Raw genomic sequence first — 15,073 nt, forward strand, 5'->3', positions numbered from 1 at the left:
TCAGCGCGCGGCGGCGAAGGCCGGGTTGACGATGGGCACGGCCTCGCCGGCGAGCGAGCGGATCACGTTCTCGGCGGCGTGCACGGGAAGATCCGCCAGGGCCTCCGGGGAGTACCAGGCGGCGTGCGGCGTGAGGAGCACGGTGTCGAGCGCCCGCAGCGGGGAGGTCGCGGGGAGGGGCTCCTCCGCGAAGACGTCGAGGGCGGCACCGGCGAGCCGCCCGTCGCGGAGCGCCGCGGCCAGGGCGTCCTCGTCGATGAGCGGGCCGCGGCAGGTGTTCACGATCACGGCGTCGCGCTTCATCGTCGCCAGGGCCGCGGCGTCGATCAGGTGGCGGGTCTCGTCCGTCAGCGGCACGTGCAGCGTGAGGATGTCGGCGCGGGCGATCGCCGAGGGGATGTCGACGGGCTCGCAGCCCGCGTCGCGCACGGCGTCGTCGGAAGCGTAGGGGTCGGCGACGAGCACGCGGAAGCCGAGCGCCCGGCACCCGCGGGCGACGATCGATCCGATGCGCCCGAACCCGAGCACCGACACGGTGGTGGAGGACGGCCGCACGGCGAGCGGCCGGGCGTCGACGGCCTTCCAGACGCCGTCGCGCACGGCCCGGTCGTAGGCGGAGAGGCCGCGGGCCTGGGTCATGATCATCGCGACGGTGTGCGCGGCGACCTCTTCGATGCAGTAGCTCGGCGTGTTCGCGACGGCGATGCCGCGGGCCGTGGCGGCCTCGACGTCGATCATGTCGTAGCCGATGCCGACCCGGCTGATGAAACGGAGGTTCGGCAGGCGGTCCATGAGGGGGCCGTCGATGCGCGCCCACTGCACGACCAGCGCTTCGGCGTCGGCTCCGGCGGCGGCGATGTCGTCCGGGCTCCCGGAGGCTGCCCGTTCGGCACGGAGGCCGGCGGCCCGGAGGGTGTCTTCGATGACGATTCCCGGGAGGTCGCAGTCGGTGACGAGGATGAGCGGCGCGGTCATGGATGCGATGCTATAGCATCTAGCAAGCTCGCGTACAGCCGCTGTCGCGAGACCGCTTCTTGCTATAGCGTTTAGGCATGACTGTTCGCCGCGCACTCGTCACGGGCGCCAGTTCCGGCATCGGAACCGCCGCCGCCCTCGAACTCGCCCGCGAGGGCGTCGCCCTCTGGATCACCTACGCCGGACGCGAGGCCGAAGCCGTCCGCGTGGCTGAGGAGTGCCGTGCCGCCGGTTCCCCGGACGTGCACGTGTCGCGCCTCGACCTCCGCGAACCGGACTCCATCGCCGCCCTCATCGCCGAGGTCACGGCCGCCTGGGGCGACCTGCACGTCCTCGTCAACAACGGCGGCGTGTGCCCGTACACCCCGTATCCCGAGATCGACATCGAGGAGTGGGACTTCGTCCTGGAGACGAACGCCCGCGGGACCTTCCTGCTCACCCGCGCGGCGCTCCCCCTGCTCCGGGCTGCCGACGGCGACCGCTCGGTCATCAACATCGCCTCGATCGCCGGGCAGGTCGGCGCACTGCAGACGGGCATCCACTACGCGGCCAGCAAGGGGGCGATCCTCGCGATCACCCGCAGCTTCGCCCGGCACCTCGCCGCCGAGGGCATCCGCGTCAACGCCGTCACCCCCGGACCGGTCGCCAGCGCGATCACCGATCAGCTCCAGGGTGAAGGCCGCGCGAAGCTCGAGGCGGGCATCCCCCTCGGCGCCTTCGGTCAGCCGGAGGACGTCGCCTGGATCATCGCCTCGCTCGCCTCGGAGCGTGCCCGCTTCATCACCGGAGCCACCTACGACGTCAACGGAGGAGTTCGCATTGACTGACCGCACCACCCTCGACCGTTCCGCTCTCGACACCGTGCAGGCGCAGCTGGACGCCTTCAACGCGCACGACCTCGACGCCTTCGTCGCGACATATGCCGACGATGCCGTGGTCACCGGGGTCGCGCCGGAACCCCTCGTCGGCTCGGCCGCGATCCGTGCCTTCTACGAGCCGCGGCTGCAGGACCCGGAGCTCTCCTGCGTGATCGACACGAGCGTCCTGTTCGGCTCGCGCTGGGTCGTCGCGCAGGAGCAGGTCATCAACGCCGGCGTCGCCACGGAGACCATCGCGACCTTCGACGTGGTCGACGGCGTGATCTCGCGGGCGTCGATGCTCAAGGCCTGACCCGCTTCGAATCGCCCGATCGGCTGTATCTCCGGTCGAAATGGGACCATTCAGGCGATTCGAAAGAGGGTCAGTGGTGCTCCGGAAGCACCGGGGACGACCAACCGGGGTCGCGGCCGAGGTGGGCGGCGCGGGAGACCGAGGCGGAGCCGTAGCGGTCACGGAGCGTGTCGAGCACGGTATCGAGGCGGGACTCGTCGCCCCAGTCGATCGGCAGCTCGGGCGGGACGCTGTCCGCGGCATCGAGCTGGGTGAACGAGAGGCCGAGCAGGGTGAGCCCGCGACCGCTGATCTCGGGCTGCGCCGCGGCGAGGAGCGTGCGGGCGACGGCGAGCAGCAGGGCGGTGCGGTCGGTCGGCGCCCGAAGCGACCGCGAGCGGGTGGCCTTCGTGAAGTCGCCGAAGCGCAGCCGCAGCACGACCGTCCGGCACACGCGGCCGCCGTCGCGGAGACGCCGCGCGAGCCGGTCGACGATCTGGGTGAGGATGACGTCGAGCTCGTCGGCCGACCGGGGACGGGTCCCGAGCGCGCGCTGCGACCCGATCGACCCGCGGCGCCGCGTCGTGTCCACGGGGCGCGGATCCCGCAGGCGGGCGAGAGCATGGACGTGCGCTCCGGTCGCCTTCCCGAGCATCCGCTCCGCCGTCGCGGCCTCGAGCTCCGCGAGCTCGCCGACCGTGCGGATGCCGTACCGGTGCAGCTTCTCCGCCGTCACGGCGCCGACGCCCCACAGCCGCTCGACGGGAAGCGGCAGCAGGAACTCCTCCTCCCGGTCGGGCTCGACGATGAGGAGTCCGTCGGGCTTGCTGACCGCACTCGCGACCTTGGCGAGGAACTTCGTGCGGGCGACGCCGACCGAGATGGCCAGGCCCGCCTCGGCGCGCACCCGCTCCCGCAGCCGGACGGCGATGGCCTCGGGAGTGCCGGCGATGCGACGCAGACCGCCGACCTCGAGGAACGCCTCGTCGATCGAGAGACCCTCCACGAGCGGGGTGGTGTCGCGGAAGATGCGGAAGACGTCCTTGCTGGCGGCGGAGTAGGCCTCCATCCGCGGCGGCACGACGACGGCGTCGGGGCACAGCTCTCGTGCCCGCCGTCCGCCCATCGCCGTGCGGACGCCGCGTGCCTTCGCCTCATAGCTCGCGGCCAGCACGACCCCGCCGCCGACGATCACCGGGCGCCCGCGGAGCTCCGGCGCATCACGCTGCTCGACCGAGGCGTAGAACGCATCGAGATCGGCGTGCAGAACCGTCGCTTCCCCGCGCATCCCGTTCTCCCGTCGACGAGCGGATCGTCGCACGGACCGGGGACATCGGCGTGGGCGCGCTCAGGAAGCCGGCGGCGCCTTGAACCGCTCCCGCAGCGCGGGGTCGAGCGCGATGTCCCCGAACGACGCGGTCCAGGCTCCGTCGACGGCGATGGACTGGCCGGAGAGGTAGGGGGCCTCGTCGGAGAGGAGGAACGCCGTCACCGCGGCGACCTCCTCCGCGCGGGCGATGCGTCCCATCGGCGGGCCCTCCGCGAGCAGCCGCTCCTCCGCCTCGGGGTCGGCGGCCCTGGCGATCTGTGCCTCCAGATGCGGAGTGCGCACGCCGCCCGGCGCGACGGTGTTCGCCCGTATGCCCACTCCGCCATATGTCACCGCGACGCTGCGGCTCAGGGCGTCGATGCCACCCTTCGTGAACTCGTAGGCCGCGTGGTCCACGAAGCTCGATCGACCGTGGATCGACCCGATGTTCACGATCGCGCCCGCCACGCCCTGATCGAGGAACGCGGACACGGCCGTCGAGCAGCCCCAGAGGTAGCCGAAGCCGTTGATGTCGACGATCTCGCGCACGACCGTCTCGTCGAGCTCGTGCAGCGGCGTGCGCTTCGTGATGCCGGCGTTGTTGACCCAGCCGGCCAGCGGAGCCCTGGCGCGCGCCGCGGCGGCCGCCTGCTGATGAGCCGTGCGGTCGGAGGCGTCGCCGAGCACCACCTCGGCGACGATGCCGTCCTCGACGGTGCCGGAGCCGGGCGAGCGTTCGAGCCCGACCACGATCCAGCCGTCGGCGGTGAGCCGCTCGGCGACCGCGCGCCCGATGCCCTTGCCGCTGCCGGTCACCACGACGCTACGCGGGGAAGGTGTCATGTCAGTCCCTCTCGAATCGGAAGACGGCAGGATCGAGGCCGAAGCCGAGCCCGGGAGCTGCAGGCGGCGTCACGGTCCCGGCGAACTCCGGACCGCCCGTCACGAACGAGGGCGCGGGGTCGTAGGGGTTCACCCCGCGGGCGAAGGTCTCCACCTGGATGCCGAGGTGCGCCGTGACCTCGGGGTACACGTGTCCGGACACCGGGACGCCGCGCTCTGCCGCCCAGGAGATGAGTTCCCTGGCGGGCGTGATGCCGCCGATCGCGACGACGTCGAGGCGGAGGGCATCGACCTCGCCGACCTCCACGAGAGCCCGGAGCACGGCGGGGTCCGTCACCTCGTCGCCCACCGCCACCGGCAATCCGGTCTCCCGGCGGATCCGGGCCACGCCGGCCGCGTCCTCGGGGAGCAGCGGGTCCTCCAGCCAGGCCAGGCGCGGGTCGCCCCACTGCGCGACCTCCGCCACTGCAGCCTCCGCATCGGGCCAGCCGAAGCCCACGTCCACGACGAGACCGGTCGCGGACGGCAGCTCGGCGCCGAGGATCGCGAGCAGTTCGCGCATGTATGCCGGATCGGGAATGCGGGAGATCTTCACCTGCGCCCAGCCGTCCGCCTGCGCGAGCACCTCATCGGCGACCTCCCGCGGCGTCCGCTGCGGAGAGGGATACGCGGCGACGAGCATCCCCTCCCGCGGGGCGTCACCGGTGCCGAGCAGGGTCCACAGCGGCACGCCGGCACGACGGGCCGCGATGTCCCACAGGGCGATGTCGACGAGACCGATCGCCCGCCGCACGAGCCCCACCCGTCCGACGATCGCACTGCCGCGGAGCATCCGGTCCCACGCGGCCGCCGGGTCGTCGGCGTCGAGCCCCAGCGCGTGCGGAGCCACCAGGCGCTCGACGATCTCCGCCATCGGGGCCTCGCGCGACAGGCAGTAGGCGACCCCGGTGGTGCCGTCGTCCGCCGTCACCTGCACCGCGGAATACTCCCGTCGCGTGACCGTCATCGCACCGAGCTGCAGCGGTGCCGGAAGGGGGAGCACCGCCGTGGCCGTGTCGATCCGGGCGACGGTGGTCATTCGGGCTTCTTCGCGAGGGGCACGCCGTAGTCCACCATGAAGCCGCCGTCGACGTACAGCGTCTGACCGTTCATGTAGCGCGACTGGTCCGACACGAGGAAGCTCACGGCCGCGGCGATCTCACTCGCGTCGGCCAGGCGCTTCGCGGGGATGCGGGACAGGATCGTGTCGAGACTCAGCGTCCCCTGTTCGACGCCCTGCCGGAACACCCCGGTGTCGACGTAGCCGGGCGCCACGGCGTTGACGCGCACGCCCCGCGACGCCCACTCCGCTCCGGCCGTGGAGGTGAGGCCGATGACGGCGGCCTTGGTCGTGGCATACGGCGCCCGCCCCGCGGAGCCTCGCGAGGAGATGGACGAGATGTTGACGATGCGGCCCTCGCCCCGGTCGAGCATCCGCTTCCCTGCAGCTTGGAGCGCGGAGAACACCCCGTGCAGGTTCACGTCGACGACCGCGGACCACTCATCCCACGTGAGGTCTTCGATCCCGCGGTGCCGCTGGATCCCGGCGTTGTTCACGAGCACCTCGATGGGCCCGAGCTCCGCCTCGATCTCGCCGAAGACCCGGTCGACGGCGGCGTGGTCGGTGACGTCGAGCTCCCGCCACAGGATCTCGGCGGGGTTCTCACCCGCGGTGAGCCCGGGGACTCGGTCGGTCGCGACGACGAGGTAGCCGTCCGCGGAGAGTCGCTGTCCGATCTCCCAGCCGATGCCGGCCGAGCCTCCGGTGACGATGGCGACGGGGCGCGCGGTCATGTCTCTCCTCTACCTCGGGGATTTGCTATAGCAACTCTATCCGGTTCGAATCGCGCAACTGGTTCGATTTCGGCCGGATATGGAGCAAAGTGGGCGATTCGAAAGGGGCTACCCCCGCAGTCCGGCCACCAACGACACGGCATGGGCCTCCAGGAGCTCCAGGGCACCGGGGGCCAGGGGCGTCTGCCAGGACTGATAGGCACCGCGGTCGTAGGCCTCGCGGGTCGGGAGGTACACGAAGCCCGGACCGTTCGTGAGGTTCATGACCACGATCGGCGTCTCCGGGAACCGCTCCCGCAGTGTCGTCTGCAGCCGGGAATACGCCTCGCCCGGATGCCCCAGGATCACGGCGTCACCGAGCCGCCAGGCCCACACCGGATGCGACACGGTCGGCCCCTCGATGTAGCCGTCGCGGAGGTTCCGGGCCCGTCCGAGACGCTCCTCCCGCGACCGGGGGTCGATGTCCTTCCACTCCTCGGCGAGCTCGTCCAGGGTGGGCAGGTCGCGCAGCGGCAGCTCGACCGACGAGACGACTCCCGCCGCCTCCTCGCCGCCGTCCGCCGGAGTCCCGGTCCAGATCGCGAGCGGAGCACCCGACTCCACGACCCCGTCCAGCGTCAGCTCCTCACCGGGCACAGGCAAGCCGTCCAGCGCCGCGAGCACCGCGTGCCCGAGCGAACGTCCGTGCCGGTCGGCCACCGCGGCGTCGCCGGTGTACTGCTCCCGCGGGGCCAGCTCGCCCGAGGCTCCCTGCACGAACAGGCACGGTGCACCGGTGGCCGCCTCCACGACCTCGCGCATCGCGCCGACGTAGTCCGGCGACACCTCGCGGTTCTGCCAGGCCAGGGTCGTCGGATGGCAGGCGTAGTTCACCAGCGTCGCCCGCACCTCCCCGTCGATGCTGATCCGGCCGATCGTCACGGTGTCGTCGGCGGTGCCCTGAGGGTTGTAGCCGACGAGAGCGCGGCCGTCGAGGTCGAGCTCCCGCTCCGCCGCGAGGGCGCAGGTGCCCGTGGTCCACTCGATCAGTCCCGGTCGCGCGGTCTCCAGCGCTTCCCGCCCTGCCGCGATTCCCGCGGCGGACAGCGCCTCCAGGTACCCGGGGATGAGCTCGCCGCCCGGCAGATGCGCGTCCGCGGCGCACAGCACGGCCCCCGCGTGGGTGTGCGAGAGGGAGAGCATCAGCTGATCGGGCTCGAGGCCCAGACCGTCGAGGATCGCCCCGCGCACGCCCTGCTCATCGGCGACCCGGCGCCACCACGTGCCGTCCACCGCGAGCAGCACCCGCGGCCGCTCGTCCGAGGCGACCACGGCGAGCGCGGTCAGCTCGAACGGCCGGTGCGCCCCCTCGGAGCGCTCCCAGTCGGCCGGTCCCCAGTTCTTGGCGCGGATGCCGACGGGCGGCGTGATGTCGCGCCGGGCGACGCCGATGCGCGCCTGCGTGCGGGGGATGCGGATGCGGTCTCCGAGGTGCGTCGCCGCTGCCGTGTCGTTCACGCGTGGTCCTCCCTGATGTCCATGATGCCGTCCGTCACGCGCTCGTCAGCACGTCGGCGATGACGACGCGCGGTCCGGCCTCCGGCAGTGCGGTCTCGACGCCGCGCTCGACGGTGTCGCTGTAGAGCAGCGTCGACGGCTCGGCGAAACCGTTCGCCAGCCGCAGTCGTCCGCCGACGAACTGGCTGCCGGTGACGCGGGCGTGATTGACGCCCGCGCCGATGTCGAGGTGGGCAGCGCCCTTCGGCACCGTCGAGGTCACCCCGCTCACCCGCCAGGTGACGACGCCGGCGCCTGCGGCCCTGCTGAGCAGAGCCCCGTCCGCGCGCTCCGTGGACAGCTCGACCCCGTCCAGAGCGATGAGCTGATCCCGCACCGCTGTCGCGGTCAGGCGCACGTCGCGCACGGATCCGCCGCGGATCGTCACCTTCGATGCGCCGACCTCGAACGGGGCGCCGGTCGCCGGGCCGCTGAGACGACAGTCCACGAACTCGACCGGCCCAGACCCGCGCGCCTTGACCCCGTCGATACCGGTGATCGTGCAGTCCACGAAGCGGACGGGAGCCGTGACCGGGGTCTGCACGAGCACCTGATCCTTGGGCAGCGCAAAGGTGGAGTCCTGGATGACGGTCGGCCGCGATGAGCGCTGCGACCGCTGTCCGATCGCCAGAAGTCCCGCGGTGCACCCGCGCACCTGCGCACCGTCGGCGTTGATGGTCATGGTCGCCTGCGGATCGAAGGTCGAGCGGCCGATGACGCGCACGTTCTCCAGCGTCAGATCGCTGATCTTCGTCCCGGCGACGAACCAGGAGCAGACGTGGTCGCGCACCGTGATGCGCTTGGCCGCGGTGCCCCACTGCGCGCCCGAGTTGGCGATGTCCATCAGCCCCGAGTTGCCGATGAAGGTGAGGTCGTGCTCGTACTGGCCGTGCGTGGTGAAGGGATTGCCGCCCTGGTCGTCGCCGTCGCCGTGGCAGTTCTCGACGAGGCAGTAGGCGCTGGCGGTGAGGTCGTTCAGGTGCCGGGCGTTCGACGACGTGCAGTCGCTCACCCGGCCGTAGAGGCTGTAGATCTGCTGCGTCAGGTACCCCGCACCGCCGTAGAACACCGTCGGCGGGTTCTCGACCGAGCAGCGCTCCGTGGTGAAGTGCGTGTTCCAGCGCCGCATGATGACGGGCCACCAGGTGCGGCTCGCGTGCACGTCGGCGACGTCGCAGTGGATCGCGTACTCGAAGGCGATCGGGTGGGAGCCGGTGAGCTCGCGCGAGTCGGGGAAGGAGCCGTCGGTGGGACCGTCGAAGGGACCGGCGCCGAGGAACCGCATGTTCGCGATCCGCACGCCCGCGACCGGTGCCATCTGCCGCCAGATGAGCTTCCGCCCCGTGTCGAGCGGCCAGCCGTTGAGGTAGTCGATGCGGATGTGGGTGCCGTCGATCTGCTGCGTCACCTGCACGAACCGCTGCAGCTCGCGCTCATCAGCCCCTCCTCCGGCGACGGGGTCGCACTGCACCGCCCACCACGAGTCCACGGGGAACCGGGACGCGTCCGGCACGGCGACCGCGTCGGTCAACTCCGGCCAGGCCTCGGCCAGCGCGTGCTCGACCGTGACGTCCTTCGGCACTCCGGTGAAGAACATCACGGCACCGAACGGGTTGTCGTGGGTGTTCTTCTCGATGCCGTCCGTCGTGATGACGTGTCCGCCGAAGTCGATCTCGACGTACGACCGGGTGAAGCGATGCCGGCGCCGGAACAGGAGGTCGGTGCTCGCCTCGATCCGGCGGATGCGGGGATCGTTCACCATCGCCGCGAGCGCATCGTCGGCCGGCTTCTCCGGTCCCGTGATGCCGAAGACCCGGAAGTCGACGGTGCCGTCGTGCTGCAGGACCCAGCGGGTGTCGTGCTTCCCCGCGATCACGGTGCCGCCGTTGACCTTGGTCTTCGCGTTCTCGCTGCCCACGTACACGAGCAGTCCGGCGTCGCCGGGCTTCCGGTACCCGGCGACGACCGCCACCTCGCCGTCGCGGGCGCGGAGACGGGCCAGGTCGGCGACGGACTCCGCTCGCGTGACGTCCTTGGCGCCGGCGGCGACCGGCGCGGCCTGCGCCGGTGCGGTGCTCGCGAGAACGCCCGCCGTGCCGAGCGCGACCGCGCCGAGCCCGGCCATGAGCGCGCGGCGGCCGGTCGACCGCACCGCCGCGCCGGCGCCCGCGGCGTCCGTCGAGGGCCCCGTCTCCTGATCCATGGTGGTCATCGTCGTCCTCCTCGTCCTGCGAGCGCGGCAGGGACCGCGCCCGTCTGCCCGCCCTGGGCCTGCCAGAGCGCCGCGGCCTCCGCGCGCCGTCGGCGCTCGAGGACCGGGTCGGCGATGGGGATCGCCGCCATGAGCCCGCGCGTGTACTCGTGCTGCGGGTTCGCGAAGAGCGCGTCGCGCGCCCCGATCTCGACGATGCGGCCCTGCTGCATCACGGCGACCGTCGAGGACATGTACCGGATCACCGCCAGGTCGTGGCTGATGAAGAGGTAGGTGAGGCCGAGCTCCGCCTGCAGCTCCCGCAGCAGATTGAGAACCTGCGCCTGGATCGACACGTCGAGCGCCGACACCGATTCGTCGAGCACGAGGAACTCCGGCTCGAGCACGAGCGACCGGGCGATGGACACGCGCTGGCACTGCCCGCCGGACATCGAGCGCGGCAGCCGGTGCGCGAACTCCTCGTCCAGACGCACGCGGTGCATGGTCTCGCGCACCTTCTCGGCGCGGGAGGCCCGGGTGCCGATGCCGTGGGCGCGCAGCGGCGCCTCGATGATCTGCGCGACGGTCTGCCGCCGGTTCAGGGCCGAGAACGGGTCCTGGAACACCATCTGCATGCGCTTGCGCAGCCGCCGCAGCTCCTCGCCGCGGAGGTCGTGCGGGCGCTGCCCGTCGAAGACGACCGTGCCTCCGTCGATGCCGCCGAGCGCGAGCACGGCCTTCGACACGGTCGACTTGCCGGAGCCCGACTCGCCGACGAGCCCGACCGTCTCGCCGCGCCGGATCTGGAACGACACGTCGTCGACCGCGGTCACCCGGCGCCCGGAGCCGAGCGTGAACACCTTCGAGACGCCCTGCACGTCCACCAGCACGTCGCCGGACTCCCGCGCCCGATCCACCGCGCTGATCGACCCGGCCTCGGCGAGCGGCTCCGTCCCGCGTTCGAGCACCTCCGCGGCGGTGCGGATGGGCTGCTGCACGTCCACCGTGAGGTCGACGACCGCGCCGAGCAGCGCCTGCGTGTACGGATGCTCCGGGGCCGTGTAGATGCGGTCGACCGGCCCCTCCTCGACCACGCGCCCGTGCCGCATCACGTGGATGCGCTCGCAGAACCCGGCGGCGACGCCGAGGTCGTGCGTGATGAGCACGACCGCGGTCCCGTGGTCCTCCGCGAGCCGATCGAGGAGGTCGATGATCCGGGACTGCGTCGTCACGTCGAGGGCCGTGGTCGGCTCGTCCGCGATGAGCACGGCGGGCCGGGAGGACATGGCCATCGCGATCATGACGCGCTGCCGCATCCCGCCGGAGAACTCGTGCGGGTACTGGCCCAGACGCTCCTCGGGCAGCGGCACCCCGACCTCGGTCAGCAGCTCGACGGCCCGCGCGCGGGCGGCCGCCGCCGAGACCCGGTCGTGCAGCCGGATCGCCTCCACGAGCTGGTGCCCGATCGTGCGGACCGGGTTCAGCGATGACATCGGGTCCTGATAGACCATCGCGATCTCGCCTCCGCGCACGCGGGTCATCTCCCGCGGGCTCAGCGTGAGCAGTTCGCGGTCGCGCAGCCGGATGCTGCCGCCGAGGGTCGCCCCGTCGTTCAGCCGCATGATCGACAGCGCCGTGAGCGACTTGCCGGAGCCGGATTCGCCGACGAGGCCGATGCGCTCACCGGGCCGCACCGCGAACGTGATGCCCTGGACGGGCATGACGTCGCCGTAGGAGACGGTGAGATCCTGCACCTGCAGGACGGGCGTGAGGTCGGTCATCGGCCCCTCCCCTTCCGATCGCCGCCGAACTGGTCGGCGAGCACGTTGAGCAGCCAGATGGTGACGAAGATGAACAGGGCGGGGAACAGCACGTACCCGATGGACTGGTACATCTTCTGGTAGCCCTGCTGCACGAGCGTGCCCCAGGTGGCCTCGGGCGGCGCGATGCCGAGCCCGACGAAGCTCATCGACGCCTCCAGGAGGATCGCGTTGGCGGCGTTGATGGCCGCCTGCACGACGATCGGCCCCTTGGCGTTCGGCAGCACCTCGGCGAATAGCAGACGGCGCCGGGTCGAGCCGAACGCCACAGCGGCCGTGAAGTAGTCCTCCTGCAGTTCGCTGAGCACCGACGACCGCACGAGCCGCGCGGTGGTCGGCGTGAGGAGCACCCCGATGATGACGGCGAGCTTGACGGGGTCGGCGCCGAACGCGGAGATGAAGACGAGCGCGAACAGGATCTGCGGGATCGCCATGACCGTGTCGGCGAGACGCATGAGGATCTCATCGACCCAGCCGCGTCCGAACGCCGCCGCCATACCCCAGGCGATCCCGAGGACCATGGCCACGAGCGTCGCGCCCCCGGCGATGAACACGGTGAGCTGGCCGCCGTAGAGCACGCGGCTGAAGAGGTCGCGGCCCAGCTCGTCGGTCCCGAAGAGGTGCGCGGCCGAGGGACCGGCGAACCGGTCGGACGACTGGGCCGCGGGGTCGTACGGGGCCAGGAGCGGGGCGAGCACGCAGGCGAGGACGATGATCGCCAGCAGCCCCAGCGGGATCCAGGAGGCGACGGCGACCCGTCGGCGGGGACGCGCGGAGCGCAGCGCGAGGGTGAGGGTGTCAGCCACGGCTGCTCCTTGCACGAAGACGCGGATCGAGCACCCCGTAGAGGAGGTCGACGATGAGCGTGGTGAGGATGAACATCGCGGAGATCAGCAGCACGACCGACTGCAGCACCGCGTAGTCCCGCTTGAAGACCGCGTCGATCGCGAGCGAGCCGAGTCCGGGGACGCCGAACACGTACTCCACGATCACCACGCCGCCCAGGGTGTAGCCGACGATCAGGCCGAGCATGGTGAGTCCGGGGATCAGGGCGTTGCGGAGCGCGTGGCCGAGCACCACGCCACTCGCCGACTGTCCCTTGCCCTTCGCGGTGCGGATGTAGGGGGCGTCCAGCACCTCGACCATCGAGGCCCGGAGGAAGCGCATGAGCAGCGGCGCCGCCGCGAAGGCGAGGGTGAGGCCGGGGAGGATCATGCGCACGAGGTTCTCGGCTGGGTCCTCCGCGAACGGCGTGTAGCCGCGGGCCGGCAGCACCTTGAGCTGCACGGCGAACACGACGATGAGCACGATGCCGATGAGGAACTGCGGAAGGGCCATGCCCGCGGTCGAGATCGCGGTGAGCACCCTGTCGACCAGGCCGAGCGGACGCAGTGAGGCGAACACGGCAGCCGGGGTGGCGATGAGCACGGCCAGCAGCACCCCGATGAGCGTGAGCTCCAGCGTCGCGGGCAGGCGCTGCGCGATGAGCTCCGTCACCGAGTACTGGTTGAAGTAGGACTGGCCGAAGTCGCCCGTGAAGACGCCGCCGATCCACCGCAGGTACTGCTCGATGACGGGGGCGTCGAGGCCGGCCTCCTCCCGGAGCCGGGCGATGGTCTCGGCATCCACGCCCGGCGTCGAGCCGAGGCGGGTGATGACGGGGTCGCCCGGCAGCAGCCGGAGCACGACGAAGACGAGGAGCGAGGTGGCGATCAGCATCGCGATGCTGATCGCCACCCGCCGGAGGACGGAGAGGACCATGTCAGCCCTTCAGCTGCGCGCCCTCGAGGTGCAGCTGTCCGCCGCCCTCGACCCACACACCGTCGACCGCCGTGCTGGTGGCGGTGACGACCGTCGACTGCAGCGGCACGATGAGCGGCACCTGCTCGTTGATGATGGTCTGCACCGTGCCCCACTTCTCGGCCCGCGCGGTCTCGTCCGGCTCGGCGACGGCGTCGGCGAACGCCGTCTGGAAGTCGGGGTCGACCCAGTTGCACTCGCACCGCCCCTCCAGGTAGAAGTTCAGCGAGTAGGCCGGCTCGGGCGGGGTGGACTGGAAGTTCGGCACGATGTACCCGGGATAGCTCTTGCCCGCGGGGTAGAACGCGTCGACCCAGGTGCCGATGTCGTTGTTGTCGATCTTCAGCGTGATGCCGATCTCCTTCAGGCTCGCCTGCAGGATCTCGCCGCTCGTGTTCCACTCCGGGTACTGTCCGGCCACGCCCCACCAGGTGAGCGTGCTGCCCTCGGTCACCCCGGCCTCGGCGAACAGCTCCTTCGCCTTGTCCAGGTCATAGGAGTAGTCGGTCAGCTCGCCGCCGAACCAGGGGTTGACCTCGCCGAGCGCGTTGTTCGTCGGCGAGACCGTGCCCTGGCCGTAGTAGGCGGCGTCGAGGATGGCCTCGCGGTCGATCGCGTAGGCGAGGGCCTGCCGGGCGCGCACGTCGTCGAACGGCGGCGACGTCGTGTCGATCTCCCACGAGGGCCATTGGCTGGGGTTCTCGGGCTTCACCAGGGCGATGTCGCCGCCCTCCAGCCCCGCCACATCCCCCTGCGGCACCGACCACAGCACGTCGATGTCGCCGGAGCGGAGGCCGGTGACGGCGGCGGTGGACTCCGCGGCCTTCACGATCGTGATCTCGTCGAGCGCCGGCGCCTCGCCGAAGTACTCCGGGTTGGGGACGAGGGTGAGGCTGTCGTCGGGCGTGAAGGCGTCCACGACGTACGGCCCGGTGCCGATGGGCTCCTTGTCGATCGTGTCGAGCGCGTCGACGTCGATCATCTTCACCCAGACGATGCCCGCGGGGAAGGTCGCGATGGGCTCGGACAGCGTCACCACGACGGTCTTCTCGTCCGGCGCGGCGACGTCGGTGACCATCGAGATCTTGTTCTTCTCCTGCGTCGCCGTCTCCGGGTCGAGGTAGTAGTCGAAGGCGGCCACGGCGTCGTCGGCGGTGAAGTCCTCACCGTTCGAGAACGTCACGCCGTCGCGGAGGGTGAACGTCCAGGTCTTCTGGTCATCGGAGGCCTCCCAGCTCTCGGCGAGATCGCCGACGACCTCGCCGGACTCGTCGGTCGTGGTGAGGCCGTTCCACAGCAGCGGGAACAGCACCTCCTCCCACGCGAACGTGCGGATGGCGGGATTGAGCTGTGGGATGCCCTGCGCGGCGGCGACGGTGAGCGTGCCGCCCTCCTGCGCCTGGCCGTCGGGAGTGGATGAGGTGCTGCAACCAGCGGTGATGAGCGCGGCGGTCAGCAGCACTGCTGCTCCGCCGAGCCGAACACGACGACGCGACATGGGTGCCTCCAAGGTCGGGTGGTGCTTCGGGTAAGGGTGTTGCGCTATAGCATGTAGCAAAAGCGGAGAGGCGTCTAGAGCGAACCGGGCCGGCGGGGTCACGTTCTCGTCACGACCGC

Annotated in this window: 13 protein-coding genes; 2 read left to right on the forward strand and 11 right to left on the reverse strand. The window is 71.3% G+C overall.

Annotated elements, in window-relative coordinates; translation table 11 throughout:
• On the reverse strand, window positions 1-975 hold the full coding sequence (locus AB0N68_RS05195) for a C-terminal binding protein (RefSeq protein ID WP_292795996.1): 975 nt from the start codon (window positions 973-975) through the stop codon (window positions 1-3).
• A gap of 77 nt (window positions 976-1,052) precedes the next feature.
• Between AB0N68_RS05195 and AB0N68_RS05200 the strand changes: the two genes are divergently transcribed.
• The gene (locus AB0N68_RS05200; RefSeq protein ID WP_292795999.1) at window positions 1,053-1,802 is read left to right on the forward strand and encodes an SDR family NAD(P)-dependent oxidoreductase; all 750 of its coding nucleotides are present in this window, start codon (window positions 1,053-1,055) and stop codon (window positions 1,800-1,802) included.
• Entirely contained in the window at window positions 1,795-2,145 is a 351-nt protein-coding gene (locus tag AB0N68_RS05205) for a nuclear transport factor 2 family protein (protein ID WP_292796002.1), read from the forward strand. Before AB0N68_RS05200 ends, AB0N68_RS05205 begins: the two co-directional genes overlap by 8 nt.
• Window positions 2,146-2,215: 70 nt before the next feature.
• Here the strand turns inward: AB0N68_RS05205 and dinB are convergent, their stop codons facing one another.
• The 10 genes from dinB to AB0N68_RS05255 all read right to left on the reverse strand — a co-directional run bounded on the left by dinB (window position 2,216) and on the right by AB0N68_RS05255 (window position 14,954).
• A complete protein-coding gene (gene dinB, locus AB0N68_RS05210; protein ID WP_292796005.1) occupies window positions 2,216-3,412 on the reverse strand; it encodes a DNA polymerase IV in 1,197 nt (398 codons plus the stop codon).
• A gap of 60 nt (window positions 3,413-3,472) precedes the next feature.
• Entirely contained in the window at window positions 3,473-4,276 is an 804-nt protein-coding gene (locus tag AB0N68_RS05215) for an SDR family NAD(P)-dependent oxidoreductase (protein WP_292796008.1), read from the reverse strand.
• Window position 4,277: 1 nt separating this feature from the next.
• Window positions 4,278-5,354, reverse strand: coding sequence for an enolase C-terminal domain-like protein (locus AB0N68_RS05220; protein WP_292796011.1), 1,077 nt, complete (start codon window positions 5,352-5,354; stop codon window positions 4,278-4,280).
• Window positions 5,351-6,109 (reverse strand): SDR family NAD(P)-dependent oxidoreductase, encoded by a 759-nt coding sequence (locus tag AB0N68_RS05225; protein WP_259951777.1) that lies wholly within the window; start codon window positions 6,107-6,109, stop codon window positions 5,351-5,353. Before AB0N68_RS05225 ends, AB0N68_RS05220 begins: the two co-directional genes overlap by 4 nt.
• A 108-nt stretch (window positions 6,110-6,217) precedes the next feature.
• Window positions 6,218-7,606, reverse strand: a complete 1,389-nt coding sequence (locus AB0N68_RS05230) for a hypothetical protein (RefSeq protein ID WP_292796017.1) — start codon at window positions 7,604-7,606, stop codon at window positions 6,218-6,220.
• 34 nt (window positions 7,607-7,640) lie between these two features.
• Window positions 7,641-9,857 carry a hydrogenase maturation protease gene (locus tag AB0N68_RS05235; protein ID WP_313366502.1) on the reverse strand — a complete coding sequence of 739 codons (2,217 nt, stop codon included), beginning with the start codon at window positions 9,855-9,857 and terminating at the stop codon, window positions 7,641-7,643.
• Window positions 9,854-11,617, reverse strand: coding sequence for a dipeptide ABC transporter ATP-binding protein (locus tag AB0N68_RS05240; RefSeq protein ID WP_187662940.1), 1,764 nt, complete (start codon window positions 11,615-11,617; stop codon window positions 9,854-9,856). The genes AB0N68_RS05235 and AB0N68_RS05240 overlap by 4 nt, the downstream gene beginning before the upstream one ends.
• A complete protein-coding gene (locus AB0N68_RS05245) occupies window positions 11,614-12,462 on the reverse strand; it encodes an ABC transporter permease (protein ID WP_216353864.1) in 849 nt (282 codons plus the stop codon). Before AB0N68_RS05245 ends, AB0N68_RS05240 begins: the two co-directional genes overlap by 4 nt.
• The gene (locus tag AB0N68_RS05250) at window positions 12,455-13,417 is read right to left on the reverse strand and encodes an ABC transporter permease (RefSeq protein ID WP_292794602.1); all 963 of its coding nucleotides are present in this window, start codon (window positions 13,415-13,417) and stop codon (window positions 12,455-12,457) included. Before AB0N68_RS05250 ends, AB0N68_RS05245 begins: the two co-directional genes overlap by 8 nt.
• Window position 13,418: 1 nt before the next feature.
• Window positions 13,419-14,954 (reverse strand): ABC transporter substrate-binding protein, encoded by a 1,536-nt coding sequence (locus AB0N68_RS05255; RefSeq protein ID WP_187662938.1) that lies wholly within the window; start codon window positions 14,952-14,954, stop codon window positions 13,419-13,421.
• Window positions 14,955-15,073: the final 119 nt, after the last annotated feature.

This window comes from Microbacterium meiriae (assembly GCF_040685015.1).
In the GTDB taxonomy this organism is placed as follows: Bacteria; Actinomycetota; Actinomycetes; order Actinomycetales; family Microbacteriaceae; genus Microbacterium; species Microbacterium meiriae.

Coding starts and splice junctions, on each gene's coding strand:
- AB0N68_RS05235 (WP_313366502.1), bottom strand. CDS start 9,857: ATGACCACCATGGATCAGGAGACGGGGCCCTCGACGGACGCCGCGGGC.
- AB0N68_RS05200 (WP_292795999.1), top strand. CDS start 1,053: ATGACTGTTCGCCGCGCACTCGTCACGGGCGCCAGTTCCGGCATCGGA.
- AB0N68_RS05195 (WP_292795996.1), bottom strand. CDS start 975: ATGACCGCGCCGCTCATCCTCGTCACCGACTGCGACCTCCCGGGAATC.
- AB0N68_RS05215 (WP_292796008.1), bottom strand. CDS start 4,276: ATGACACCTTCCCCGCGTAGCGTCGTGGTGACCGGCAGCGGCAAGGGC.
- AB0N68_RS05250 (WP_292794602.1), bottom strand. CDS start 13,417: ATGGTCCTCTCCGTCCTCCGGCGGGTGGCGATCAGCATCGCGATGCTG.
- AB0N68_RS05220 (WP_292796011.1), bottom strand. CDS start 5,354: ATGACCACCGTCGCCCGGATCGACACGGCCACGGCGGTGCTCCCCCTT.
- AB0N68_RS05255 (WP_187662938.1), bottom strand. CDS start 14,954: ATGTCGCGTCGTCGTGTTCGGCTCGGCGGAGCAGCAGTGCTGCTGACC.
- AB0N68_RS05225 (WP_259951777.1), bottom strand. CDS start 6,109: ATGACCGCGCGCCCCGTCGCCATCGTCACCGGAGGCTCGGCCGGCATC.
- AB0N68_RS05240 (WP_187662940.1), bottom strand. CDS start 11,617: ATGACCGACCTCACGCCCGTCCTGCAGGTGCAGGATCTCACCGTCTCC.
- dinB (WP_292796005.1), bottom strand. CDS start 3,412: ATGCGCGGGGAAGCGACGGTTCTGCACGCCGATCTCGATGCGTTCTAC.